General features: G+C 27.4%; 13 protein-coding genes. All 13 read right to left on the bottom strand.

Annotated features, from left to right (window positions below; all coding sequences use genetic code 11):
• Positions 1-78: 78 nt before the first annotated feature.
• On the bottom strand, positions 79-612 hold the full coding sequence (locus tag C4S77_RS11715; protein WP_105247696.1) for a hypothetical protein: 534 nt from the start codon (positions 610-612) through the stop codon (positions 79-81).
• A 494-nt stretch (positions 613-1,106) separates the two neighbouring features.
• Positions 1,107-1,373 carry a hypothetical protein gene (locus C4S77_RS11710; RefSeq protein ID WP_105247695.1) on the bottom strand — a complete coding sequence of 89 codons (267 nt, stop codon included), beginning with the start codon at positions 1,371-1,373 and terminating at the stop codon, positions 1,107-1,109.
• 2 nt (positions 1,374-1,375) lie between these two features.
• Entirely contained in the window at positions 1,376-1,711 is a 336-nt protein-coding gene (locus C4S77_RS11705; protein ID WP_105247694.1) for a hypothetical protein, read from the bottom strand.
• Positions 1,712-2,374: 663 nt separating this feature from the next.
• Positions 2,375-2,692, bottom strand: a complete 318-nt coding sequence (locus tag C4S77_RS11700) for a hypothetical protein (protein WP_105247693.1) — start codon at positions 2,690-2,692, stop codon at positions 2,375-2,377.
• A gap of 366 nt (positions 2,693-3,058) precedes the next feature.
• The gene (locus tag C4S77_RS11695; protein ID WP_105247692.1) at positions 3,059-4,282 is read right to left on the bottom strand and encodes a PAAR-like protein; all 1,224 of its coding nucleotides are present in this window, start codon (positions 4,280-4,282) and stop codon (positions 3,059-3,061) included.
• A gap of 34 nt (positions 4,283-4,316) precedes the next feature.
• A complete protein-coding gene (locus C4S77_RS11690) occupies positions 4,317-4,823 on the bottom strand; it encodes a hypothetical protein (RefSeq protein ID WP_105247691.1) in 507 nt (168 codons plus the stop codon).
• A gap of 18 nt (positions 4,824-4,841) precedes the next feature.
• Positions 4,842-5,216, bottom strand: a complete 375-nt coding sequence (locus C4S77_RS11685) for a hypothetical protein (RefSeq protein WP_105247690.1) — start codon at positions 5,214-5,216, stop codon at positions 4,842-4,844.
• 60 nt (positions 5,217-5,276) lie between these two features.
• Positions 5,277-6,350 (bottom strand): LysM peptidoglycan-binding domain-containing protein, encoded by a 1,074-nt coding sequence (locus C4S77_RS11680; RefSeq protein ID WP_105247689.1) that lies wholly within the window; start codon positions 6,348-6,350, stop codon positions 5,277-5,279.
• Between the two features lie 352 nt (positions 6,351-6,702).
• On the bottom strand, positions 6,703-6,993 hold the full coding sequence (locus C4S77_RS11675) for a hypothetical protein (RefSeq protein ID WP_105247688.1): 291 nt from the start codon (positions 6,991-6,993) through the stop codon (positions 6,703-6,705).
• Between the two features lie 470 nt (positions 6,994-7,463).
• Positions 7,464-9,008: a DndE family protein gene (locus tag C4S77_RS11670; protein WP_105247687.1), complete on the bottom strand. Its 1,545-nt coding sequence runs from the start codon at positions 9,006-9,008 to the stop codon at positions 7,464-7,466.
• The gene (gene dndD / locus C4S77_RS11665) at positions 8,998-11,100 is read right to left on the bottom strand and encodes a DNA sulfur modification protein DndD (protein WP_105247686.1); all 2,103 of its coding nucleotides are present in this window, start codon (positions 11,098-11,100) and stop codon (positions 8,998-9,000) included. Before dndD ends, C4S77_RS11670 begins: the two co-directional genes overlap by 11 nt.
• A complete protein-coding gene (dndC, locus tag C4S77_RS11660) occupies positions 11,097-12,440 on the bottom strand; it encodes a DNA phosphorothioation system sulfurtransferase DndC (protein ID WP_105247685.1) in 1,344 nt (447 codons plus the stop codon). The genes dndD and dndC overlap by 4 nt, the downstream gene beginning before the upstream one ends.
• A 136-nt stretch (positions 12,441-12,576) precedes the next feature.
• Positions 12,577-12,762, bottom strand: coding sequence for a tyrosine-type recombinase/integrase (locus C4S77_RS11655; RefSeq protein ID WP_221405129.1), 186 nt, complete (start codon positions 12,760-12,762; stop codon positions 12,577-12,579).
• Positions 12,763-12,836 lie beyond the last annotated feature (74 nt).

Below are 12,836 nucleotides of genomic sequence, written 5' to 3'. Positions count from 1 at the left end.
CATTACAATAATTGTTAATTTATAAAAATCTGCAAAAATTTATAGATTCATTACCATAGTTTACATTTCTAAAAAAGGTTAAATTTTTTGCAAGCTTTTTCCATTTTGAATAGCTTTCAGTATGCTTTTTCGAACATTCAGAATTGCCGGAGATAAGTCTCCTTCCATCATTTCTAGTATTGATTTAAGTTCTTGTATCAGTTCTGGAAAAGGACGACATAATTCATAAGCAATTTTTATACAAAGAGATTGTACTCCGGCTAATTCTTTTACTGTAATTATTCGTTCTAAACAAAAATCAAGAAAATCGACTCTTATTGGTTCCATAAAGGGTTGTTTATAGAGTAAACTAAGAATAAGTCTTCGTTTTCCTCCGTGTTTGCAATTCAAAAGTGTATCAATCAACTCATTTTGTTTTTTATATAGCCATTTATTATCTTGTGCTGAAAAATGAGTAAATATCCACGCTGCTTGACAACCCATTTTTTCATCTTTGCCTATGAGTATATTATACAGCTCCTGCTTTTTACTATCACTAGTATGAGTTATCTCAAGTATTCCATCGATATCTTCCATTTTTATTCGTTCAGATAGTTTTTTTTTGATGTCCATAATCAACTTTTTTTTCACTCATTATTTATAAATTTCCATATGATTCCTTAGCTGTATAAATAACCTGTTATCAACCTTATATTTTATAATTTAAAGGTAATGTCAAAATCCATTTTTTTATTTTTTTTATTTTTTTTATTACCAACAATACACTTATTATAAGTTATAAAAGAAAGATATCCCCTAATTTTCATATACTTAAACCAAGGGGGATTATTATCTAGCTTACTTTTTTTATAACTTTTTATATTTGTAAACAAATATGAGAGGGTAAATATTATAAATTAAAATTTGTTTATCTTCAATTTATTTGTAATATTAAAAAATTAAGCAAGTAATATCAATTATTATTTGATCTATATACATTATATTTTCTATTAAAACCAAACATTTCATTAAAATCTGCCTATATGATTTTACTCTTTAAAGTTAAAGTGGACCAACTATTAGGGTTTTTGTTATTTAAAAATTAATTTTATAATTCTAATTCTTTCTTACTCTTTTTTATTTAATAAATCCTGCTTCTTTTTATAGTATAATTCTGAACATTTTTCAGAATAATCAAAATATATGTCACTACTAAAGTTTTCTAAATATATTTTAGGGAAAATCATCTTTGCCCTGATTTCCGGCATCTTTACTAAGTAATCTTTATTTACATCATAATAACTCCATTTTCCTATATACTGATTCGTTAACAGATTTACACTTGATTCTCCGCTCCCATCATTATTAGCCGGACCAAATTCAAACCTACTCATTCCTATAAGTTGTATTTTTTTAATTTAGGATTATATCTAAATTGGTTTTTATAACCTGCTCTCATCCAATTATTATAAAATTCAAATCCATTTTTTGTATCAATTATTCCAGAATTTTCATTTAAGAAGTCAAGTTTCTTACTTTTAATCTCTTTAAAGTTGCAAGAAGAAAGTTTACATATTATTCTTGTTTCTTCTTCACTTATAAAAATAGTATCTTTAATTTTATCGTTATCTATATCTTTTATAAGTTCTGAATATTTACTTTTTTTATTTTTAACTTTTATAAGTTGAATAAATTTTTCATCACAATTATCAAAACGAATATAAGGACTCATTGAATTCCCTGAATTCTAAAGAATAATTGTATCTTTTGTATATAAGGAACTTATATCTCCAAAATTTATGTATAATTTTTTTCTTTTTTGGAAATATGCACTAGTCCAGAATCTTTGTATTTATCATTTATATTTAATTGATAGGTGCTTTTTTTCTATAAATAAATTTGCCTTACACGTTTTACTATTTGACAGATAATTTCCTGATAATTCTTCATACTGATTTTGACCAAAACCCTGAGTAATTAATAATATCTTAAAAAATAATGCTATTTTTTCATTGTCTGTATATTACACTTTTTACTATGTATATCGGTTTTTTTAGCCCTGCTCTTAGCGTCCTCTGCTCAAGTCTACTTCCAAATCTTTAAAAAAAAAAACAATTTAAATAATTTTCAATAAGTTTTATATAATACTTATAACATTTTAGACTCTTGAATATTATGAAATGCACAATAATAAACAGTTTTTTTATGTAATAAATTTTTTCTTTCATCATATGCTAACAGATTTTTATAAAAGAAAGATTTATTATAAAGGAATTTGGCTTTATTGAGTGGCATTCGAAAAGAATATCCAAAAAAACACTTTTATGAGCCATTTTTTTAGTAAAAATACATAGACAATATTTAAGATTGAATTAGAAAAATCATTTTAATATTATTATAATAAAAAATATTTGGCAATACTAATCAATGTACCCAGAATTATTGTATTAAGAGCAATAATAAGAATCGGCTTTCTATCTGTAGCTCCTACATGAATTAATACGGGCGACATCATTGCGATTGAAATTATTGCACCTTGCAACCACCACACAAGATAAGGAATATTTGAGTGAAATATAATTATAGAAATGAATAAGAAAAACAAAAATGAAGCAACAATCGAATACTGAGGAAGCTTTTGTTTAATCATTGGCACTATATCAATAGAGCCTATGATTAAGCCTATGATTATGGATAATAAAAGAGTATTCATATCAATTTTTCAGTTGAATTAATGAAGCAAAATTATATTTTCTTTTACACACACGGTAAATATTTAAAGTAAATTAAAAAATAAAGTTTTAGAAAAATCTAAATTAATGCATGTAATTGTTTGATATAAACATATTTAATTCATTTTTTATTTGTCTTTATTTTAATTGGTTACTATTCAATGCAGAAAGTAAATTTTTTCTTTAAAATCCCCAAAAGATTTTAATATCTAAAAATAAAGTGAACTAACTAGCCGAAATTATAGTGTTTAGAAAATTTAACTTTTTTAGATATCTTATCCCAATCAATGATTACTTCTTTGATTAACTCTATTACTAATAAAAATTTAAAATAAAACTTGAATAAATTATTTACTTGTTCTTACACTTATACTGTCTGTTGCATCCTGCACAGCTATATCTGCTAATTTCCTTCTTGCATTTTCAGAAAAATATCCACTTACCAATGGAACAAAGAAAAGAGCAATAGAAGCTCCTTTTGATAGTAAAGAATTAGGGTTATTCAACGACCATTTATTATTATTGATACTGTCATCCAAATGAGATATAGCATTATTTCTCATTGTAGGGGTAACCCTATTTTGATTATAATTACTATTTCTTTTGACCGCATTATAAACACTTTCATACTTAGGGTTAGTTTGTACCTCTCTCCATATATTTTGAGCTAATTGACTTGAATTTAATTGCTGCCTATTCATAGTAGCTAATTTCTCAAATTGAGCCCGTAAAGTTGCATCTTGTATAATTAATTGTCCTGTTCTATATAATTGTACTACTCCTGCTAAATCACTAATATTTGGCGGTGCCCCTGATAAAGCAGCATCTTTTATAGAATTCCCAAATTCTTCTCCTATAGTCTTAATATCACCATAATCTTTCTTATCCGCCTCATTCATTCTTTGATAAACCTCATTATCTGCATAAGCTTCATTACCTCTCATTACATGTTGTTGATAAGAAGTCATAGCATAAGTTGTTCCGATACCTCCAAGAGTAAACAAAGCTCCTGATTTAGTAAATATACCTTTCATTGCATTCAAAAATCCACCTCCTTTACCCATTAGAAAACCTGATGCAATAGCTCCTACAGTTACTACTGTTGTTTCCTTAATATTCTCCCAGGCAATTGCTTTAGCAGCTTTACAAGCTACATCATAACTAATAATAGGCTGTAGCATTCCTCCACTATCACACATAAGCATTGATAATTGGGTAATTGCTCTATGCCCATTAAAATAAACCGTTTTTTTAAAATTTATCCATTTCCCTTTTTGTAAAGGACCTGTACATTTATGAGTAACTATTGCTATAGTTGCAGCAGCAACAAGAATTCCCACACAAATACCGGCTACAACCCATCCAATAGGGTTTGAGGCTAATATTAAACCTACAGCAAGCCCTGCTAATCCCATTAGTAGATTCATAGGGCTTTTACAAATAAATTTTTCATCTGTATTCCTATCTTCTACAGTTAAAAGAGCCTTATCTTTCTTATAAAACACAGAAACTTTGGCTCTAGTTACATCTAATTTTTTAGGGTCGGTATTTTGCTGATAAGTACAAACCACTCAAGTATCTTTAGGTATATAGGCTTTACTCATTTTAGTTGTATTTAATTATATATTGTATTTTAATAATAATTCCACATATTAATAATCCAATAAAAGGGAGTATTAAATGACTATATTTTAGAGAGATATCATAAACAGTTTTATTTTCTGAAATTGAACTATTCTTTAAAAATATTTCAACTTCTTCTTTAAATTCTTTTCCAATATAGGTTATTAGATTTTTATTCTTTGTTTTCACCCTTAACATGAATAACTCATTTAGAGGCAAACAGATGTGATAGTTTACAATATCTGACAATAGAATTGTATCTTTATCAATAGTTATACTATTTTCTGAAAAAATAATCTGAATAGATTTTTTCTTCATCTGATTTAAAATTAATCCATATGTTGCAGCTCCTACTGTCAGAAACAAAAAAAAACGTAGTTTTTCAAAATAAGAACATATAAATAATACTACGGTAAAAACAGGTAACCATAAATAGGCTGTTTTCATCATGGTAGAATAGTAATATGCTTTAGCTTTTATCTCAGTCATTTTCAAATAATTTAAAGATTAAAAAACAATAAGTTCACTGTTTAAGTAATAAATAGTTTTATAATATTCATAATTTTCTTTTGGAACTTTTATGATATACCTGCATTTTTTCAAATTAGAATTATTTATATTATTTAGAATTTTATTTATATTATCTAATCTATCTTCTACAAATTTTTTCTCGCTTTTTTTATACTCTTGTATGAATTTATTATATGTGTTTTTCAAATCTTTAAGGTCTTCTACTATTTCTTCTTTATTATAAGTTATTAATTCTGGATAGCCAAACTCTTTAATAACCTCTTTTTCACTCATACCTAATTTAGCATATCTAAAACAAGGCTTTTCTTCGCATGGAGATTCTATATTACTAAGAACTTCGATAATTATCATTATTACCAAAAATATAATAAAGACTATGAGAGGAGGGGTTTAGCATCTTTCATATTAATATTACAACTCTATCTTTTTTAGCTCAAATTTAGTAATAGTTTCGTAATTATTTTTGACTTGCTCGCTCAAAGAAGCACTAGCATTAATTAATAACCCCGTTTTGTTTTCTATTACATAAGTAATTCGGTAGATATAATCAAATTCTGTATAAGAGAATTTGATAAGAGGCTGATACATTTCTATGTACAATTTCTGCAACTCCTTTTCATTTAATTTCTCTTTATTTAGAGTTCCTACCAACCTATAAGTTGTAGATAAATCATCTTCTGAGGCAATACTTTTAACTACCTTTATTTGCAATTTTATATTAGGGAATATTTGTGATTGCTGATTTAAGATGTATTCTTTTAAGTTATCTTGTAAATTTGCTTTAAGTAGAATATGATAAAATAAATTTTTATCTAATACTTCTGCTAATTCTCCATTACTAGAAAATTCTTTATTCCCATTTTTGATAAAATCCTGAATGGTATCAGGACTTCTTTTTTCCAGTTCTTGAAAGAACGGAATATTTTTAACTTCTTTATTCAGAAACCTTTTCCAATTATTCTCAAGTGTTCCTAAATTATGAATTTTAGATATTTTACCTAAATTATCTTGTGTAAAAATAATCTGATTCCTAATTAACTCTATTTGCTTAATCAACTCAAAGGCTTCTTGCATTCCCTGAGGTTGAATAGAAGTAATATAATCTTCTAATTTAACATTTAAGTATTTTTGTTCTTCGTTATTTAAAGTAGAAAGTAAATACTGTGTTTTAAGTTCACAAGAAAAATTAGGAGTTCCGTCTATAATTATCAAATTATCTTGATTGCATCGGTAACGAACTTGTTTGATAAATTCCCCTTCAGGAATAGTGTCTCCTTGTTTTCGCTCTACTTTTACTTGTTCAAGAATTCGAATTGGAATTTTAATCTGTTGCCCATGTGCTATAAAAGTTCCTCCTATAAGAAAACTTCCCACAATTCTCATATTAGGATTCAAGGCTTTTATAGCTTCTGAGGTTGTATTATATTTTTCTGCAATGGATGATAGTTTTTCCTCCCCATTCACAGTATGTATTTTGTATTCCATAATTTTAAATAACAAAGCTAATTTAAGATAATTTTTATTTTATTTTATTTGAATTTTATTTTTCTTAATTTTTAATAAATGCTCCTATTATTCCACCTAACATACTAGAACCTTTTTTAGGTTGTTTTTTAATAGATCAATATTTTTTCCATTATCTCTCATTATATCTTTAGATACATAAGTAAATGTATATTTTCCTTTTTTAAATGTATCTTTCAATTACTCTCTAATTTTATACATATCCTATATTTTTAGTTGCTTGTAAGAAAGCCTATAAATAACAATCCGAATAGTAAGAATGAGAATAGTATAATTACAAGCACAATCTAACAACCACAGGTTATTAACACATTCATTTCTTAGGTTTTAAAAAAATTTTTGGCTTTTTCTTCAAGCTCCTGCTTTGAGAGCATTTTGTTTTGGGTAGTGTATTCAATAAGAGCATCTCTATGATAGTAATTTTTTTACTATCATCTGGCTTAAAATAAGGAATTTCCTTATTATAGTATTTCTTATAAAGCGTTGATTTTGATACACCTAAAAACAGACAAGTATCTATAGTATCCAAAAAAACTTTTTCAAAAATTTTTGTCTTATTATTGAGAATTTGCTCAATAATTAGTATAATGTCGTTATTCTTCATAATAACTTCTTTTTTTAAATTAGTATTTTATGGTTTGATTTATCCTACCCAATAAGGTATTATATTTAGGCAAGTCTTTAGGTCAACTAAAACCTTCTTATTATAATTTTTATTGCTTAAATACCTTCCAAAGGGGGGCATTATTTAGACGAGACTAAAAGGTTAATTGAATAACCTAATTTGTTCTAGGCATCAAATTAATTATTCATATCTAAAGTAAAAATTGTGTTGATTTCTGGATTCTTTTCCAAAGAGGTCAATTTTCTGGACAAGACCAAGGTTTTTAATTGATTAACCTAAATTTATTTTGTTGTATTACGCGTAATATTCAATTGAATACATTAAAAATGTAGAGAAGTTTTCTAAATTAGAAAATTATTTTTATAAAAAAGGAGATTTTTTAATCTTCTTTTCTTATAATAGAAATATGATATTTACTACATCTATTAAAACATTCTTAATATGAAAGACTACTTTATATTAAAAATCTCTCCAAACTCAAATTCTTTAATATTCGAAATTGCTTGTCTTGGATTAATTGCTTCCATTGAGCGGTTTATTTTATTTCTCTGCTTTTCTCCAGCCCCTAAAAATTTACTTGTAGATTTCCAGTTATTTCCATCTTTTATTTGCATTAAAAATGCTGATTGACACATTTCAGAGAAATCAAATGTTGGTTGATTAAATTCTTCAACACCTTGCGAAACAAGCATTACAGCTACTCCCTGTGAACGAACCTCACGCAATAATTTTTCTAATATTTCTTGTGATTTCTTTTCTTTGAATACGTTATGAGCTTCATCAATCAATAACACATACCTAAGTCCACTATAATTATCATCAATAGATACTTTATCCATATTCATGAATATATTATATAGATAATAAATCACTAAAAAAGTTGCAGTAAAACGTACTTCTTTACTTAAATCACCTGAAAGACTTAGATAATAATTTTCATTAATAAAATCTCCAAGTTTATTATTATCAAACAAATCAATTTCAGTTAGGCCAATCAATATTTGTGTTAGTGATGTAGGCTTATCTCCAGCAATCTCATAAACATTTTCTAAAATCTCTGATAATGTTGGATAAGAACCGTCTTTCTTATCTTCAAAAGCTTTTCTTGTAGCATCTTTTAAATGTTGTTTCTGAACATTCCCCAAATTAGCATATTTAACTATAATATCAACGAAACGACCAATTCCAACAATTTTATCCTTTTCATTTACATTATTGATAAAAGATAACGGATTAACAGGGAATGAGTCTTTTGGTGTATCGATTAGTTTTGCATTAGTTGATGAAAAAAAATCTTTATAATCTTTGTTAGTCTTGTCGCTTTCGGTCATTCCTTTAAAGTCTAAATAAAGGAAGTTGACTTGCCCTTTTGATTCGGCTATAATTCTTTCCAAAAACTTTCTTGCAAAATATGATTTTCCTGTTCCTGATTGCCCTGCGATAGCAACATGGCAATTCCCATAAATAGAAGTGTTATTAGGTGTGAAATAAATATCTTTCCCATGATACTCGCCGATTAAAATTTTAATAGGTGCTAAATAGCTTTCTTTTTCTTTTAAGAAATTATTCTTGTTCTTGACAAAATCAAAACTTGTCTCATTTTCATTTATTGCATCAATTCCTAACTCAATATGGTCTAGCAAAAATTCAATCCCTGAAACATTCTTATTTTCATTAAAATACAAGTTTATCATTTCCAAACCTTTATCAATATGCCATTTTAGATATATTCTCACATCAGCATCGTCTTTATGAATTTGGTACTTTTGACAAATTAATGAAACGTAATAATCTTTGTAACTTCCAAATAAAGTATTGTCTTTATATTCCTTTTGTTTATCAGTTGAATTATAAAGCTTTTCAGAGTTATATGTAGCGCCTTTAGCCAAAGAATAAGCTATTGAAATTCGAGCAATATGGTTTTCTTCACCCAGTCCCATTTTGTTGGTCAGCTTTTTTACAAGCTCTGATGATGTTTTTATATTAAACTGCATCTTGATAGTCTTTTTCAAATATTCTAAACAAATCTTCTTTATTTTCTACTTCCTCAAATGAAGATTGTTCATTATCAACATTCTTAATTAAATATGTTTTGCTGACATTCGGTAGCAAAATGTTAAATTCTTCTTCATTCATTTCTTTTTTAAGTAATGGGAAAATGATCACTTGGTCTGAAACCTTTGGATAGAAATATTTTACAATACTGTTGGAGTGGTCTACATCAAATTTTTGCATTGGAGAATCAATAAATACAGGAAAACTGATGTTTGATTCATCAACTAAACCTTTCAATAAAGCTGTTGCGTACATTTGTTGCTCTCCTTTGGAAAGAGAATCTTTATTGATAATATTTCCCCTTGAATCAATCAAATGAATATCAATATCTTCTCCGATAATCTCAACATTTACATCATTAATAAAAGATTTTTTATGAAGTAATATATCTAGACCATCTTTAATTCTTTTTGAAAGAGATTTAGATTTTTCATTCTTAAAATCTATAATAAATCGCTTTAAAGTCTTGATTGTATTTTCAACTTCTTTCCCAATTTCTATATTTTCTTTACCTAAATCAAGTCTTTCTGTAATTCTGTTGATTTCTTTTTTATACTGTGTTATTAAATTAGTGTTATCTTCAATTTTTTGGCCTAAAACACCAATTTTCTGTTGGATACTTTCATATTGTTGTTCTAGTTCATTTTTCTTTTTTCTATCAGCAATAACTAAAGCATCTTCCGATTTTTCTTCTGCCAGTTTTATTTTCTTATTAATATCATTCAATTCATTTTTTGAACGTATGAAATCAGTATTGATTCTACTGAATTTTTCTTTAAACGACAATCTAATATTATTTATAAACTGCTCTAATTCTGCTTTTTCAGACTCTGAATAATTGTGTATTATCTCAACATCTTCGAAATTTTGTGTATCTTCTTCTCCAAGATGCTTTTTCACTAATTCTTTAAAATTTTGAATGTAATACTCTTGTACCTTATGAGTAATCTGAATATCTTTAGGGCGTGGCAAATTAATTAAATCATTAATGATTTTCGTTGAAATCTCATCTACTTTATTTTTATCAAAATTTCTATTAATAAAGTTTCTTTCATCAATAACTTGTTCGAATACTTGAGTCAATAATTTTCCTGTAATTGCAAATGGAATTATTTCAAAATAAGATTTTAACTCTGTTTGAATTTGACTAACGTGTTTATCTAAACTCTCTTTTCTTTCACGAAGTTCATTCAATTCATCAACGGTAATGACACTACCGTTTTTGATTAGTTTTTCTTGCAACTTATCAATGTCATACTTTAAGGCAGAGGCATCTTCTTTTAGATTATCGATTTGATCCTGTATTTCTATATTTTCCTCCTCTTTAGCTACAGATTCCGCTTTGATACTTTCTAATGTTGACTTCTCTTTTGCACTTGCTGTTTCAGCCTTGAGTTTGTTTAAATAGCTTTCTAAATCTTCTTTTAAATCCTGATAATGTTTAATCCCTAGTACTTCTATATATGCCTGACTTAATTCTTTTCTTTGTTCTGCAGTATGAATTTCGGCAAGAGATACGATTTTTTCAGCATCAAAAAAGAAGAATTTTGCAATTTCTTTTGGCATAATAAAATCACGAATGAATATTTCCTTACCTACTTCTTCGGCTAACTCGCTTTCCATTCCATCAATTAGAATTTCCAATTCTTCTTCTTTTGAGCCTTCTGTATGATAAGTTCGTGTTATTTTTAATTCATCACAAGTAATATCAGGTATGGTAGAAACATTTGCAAATGTTACAGAAACAGAAAATGTTGTATTGCCCTCGTATTCAGCCTGTCTATTTAAGCTATTCTTGATATATTTTTTATAATTACCGTTACTTTCAATCTCTCTTTTATAAATATCATCAACATCACTCATTTGTCGTCCATACATACACCAAACAAGTGACATTAGAAAAGTAGTTTTTCCATAACCATTTTTACCACTAACAATAACAATAATCTCATCATTTTTAACAGATAGGTCTATTTTGTTATAACCTTTGTATATTCTAAAGTTATTAAGTTCAATTTCTTTAATTGTCATTGCGCTGTAATATACTGTTTATAACGTTTTTCAATATCTTCAATTAATCCTCTTCTTTTCATCATAATTGTTTTAGACTTTTCTAATTTTAGTAAGTCCTGGATTAAAGTGAATTGTTTTTTATCTTTTTCACAAGCAGACAATAAAAGTTCTTCTTCTTTTTTTACGAGTTCATTGTGCTGTTTCATATCAAGATGTTTATTAAATACTTTATTGTAGATATCCGAAACCGTGTATTCAAAAAATAAATCACGATACCAAATCACTTGAATTGCAATTAATTCTTGTTTATTGATTAATTCAACTTCATAACCCAAATCATTAATTTGTTTTTGTGCTTCAAATACTTTTTCAAGAATTTCAACTCTGTGATTAAGTTCAACAACTCCACCATGTGGAATTGAAGCTTCAACTCCGTTTCGTCTTAAATGCGAACGGTTTTTTGGCTTATTTCTTTCTTCTTGAATCCAGTCCCGTAGATCGCGTAATGGTATTAACCATTTTTGTCCCTTCTCAATTTGTGCTGATATAGATTTATCTTGTTTTACAACAGTACAGGTCCAACAACCAAAACGGCTTTGCCCACAAGATCTATGTTCTTTGTCTGAAACCATAGTAGGACACTCATAATCATCTGCACTTGCATCCATATAAATATCAAACAATTCTTTGTTATTTGCACCCCAAGGTGACTGAAAAGTATTGATGATGTACCAAATTTCTTCTAATTCTAATTCTTTAATAGGAGAATAAACAAATACATTGTTTTGCAGAGGATGTTTTGTTAATCGTTTTCCCTTAATCTCATGTTTTTTTATAGACTTTGCTCTGGTAGCACTTTCGCTTTTTCGTGTTCCAACAAGAATGATTGCTTCATGATAGTCGTTATTTTCGCTTTTGACTATATCAGTAACAAATTTGGCAGTTGGTTTTATTTTTAATCTTTCCGTACACCAACGAAAAGCATTATTTGGTGCTGGATAACCTTTACCAATGAGATTCACAAAAAAAGAATCTTCTAATCTTGGTATTGTTTTTTGAACAAACACAGGTAATGAGTGTTTTAAAGACGCTTCTTTAATCTTCTCTAAAACTTTATTTACATAGTTTATAATTATCGGATTTTCTACTAAAGTATCATTACAAACTACATGAACTTCCCTAGTTAAAAAAGAACTACCCTTCTTGTTCTTTATTTTCAACAAAGCCAACCAAGTGAGTGTTAGCAATACTGTTGAATCCTTGCCACCACTAAAACCGATTATCCAAGGTCTATTACTATCATCTATAAAATATTGGTCAGTTATTTCTTCAATTATATAATTAATTTTCTTATTCACTTGGACTAAATGATTTGCATATTCTGCAATTTACATCTATTATACTAATTTAGCAAAATAATAAATAAGAAATTATTAATACAATACCAATATAAAAATTCGAAAAAATTATACTGACTTAAATATCAAATTCAGGCTATTTCTTAACCACTTCTATCTTGGTTTCGTTCATCACTTTTGCATAAATAGAAGTAGTTTTTAAATCCTTATGTCTTATCATCTTCGATACGGTAAATATATCTACTCCGTTATTCAAAAACAAAATGGCGTTTGTATATCTGGCACAATGAAAGGTAATATGTTTAGTAATTCCTGCTCTCAAATACCATTGTAATAGTTGCCATATTCATATAATCGCTGTATCTAAGTCCTGTGACATCTTCTCTTCTTTCTCCT

Source organism: Apibacter adventoris (assembly GCF_002964975.1).
GTDB classification, from domain to species: Bacteria; Bacteroidota; Bacteroidia; order Flavobacteriales; family Weeksellaceae; genus Apibacter; species Apibacter adventoris.
This window is presented reverse-complemented; position numbering and strand designations above follow the sequence as displayed.

Excerpts from the sequence above, each read along its gene's own strand:
- C4S77_RS11715 (WP_105247696.1), bottom strand. The coding sequence starts at position 612 with ATGGACATCAAAAAAAAACTATCTGAACGAATAAAAATGGAAGATATC.
- C4S77_RS11710 (WP_105247695.1), bottom strand. The coding sequence starts at position 1,373 with ATGAGTAGGTTTGAATTTGGTCCGGCTAATAATGATGGGAGCGGAGAA.
- C4S77_RS11705 (WP_105247694.1), bottom strand. The coding sequence starts at position 1,711 with ATGAGTCCTTATATTCGTTTTGATAATTGTGATGAAAAATTTATTCAA.
- C4S77_RS11700 (WP_105247693.1), bottom strand. The coding sequence starts at position 2,692 with ATGAATACTCTTTTATTATCCATAATCATAGGCTTAATCATAGGCTCT.
- C4S77_RS11690 (WP_105247691.1), bottom strand. The coding sequence starts at position 4,823 with ATGACTGAGATAAAAGCTAAAGCATATTACTATTCTACCATGATGAAA.
- C4S77_RS11685 (WP_105247690.1), bottom strand. The coding sequence starts at position 5,216 with ATGATAATTATCGAAGTTCTTAGTAATATAGAATCTCCATGCGAAGAA.
- C4S77_RS11680 (WP_105247689.1), bottom strand. The coding sequence starts at position 6,350 with ATGGAATACAAAATACATACTGTGAATGGGGAGGAAAAACTATCATCC.
- C4S77_RS11675 (WP_105247688.1), bottom strand. The coding sequence starts at position 6,993 with ATGAAGAATAACGACATTATACTAATTATTGAGCAAATTCTCAATAAT.
- C4S77_RS11670 (WP_105247687.1), bottom strand. The coding sequence starts at position 9,008 with ATGCAGTTTAATATAAAAACATCATCAGAGCTTGTAAAAAAGCTGACC.
- dndD (WP_105247686.1), bottom strand. The coding sequence starts at position 11,100 with ATGACAATTAAAGAAATTGAACTTAATAACTTTAGAATATACAAAGGT.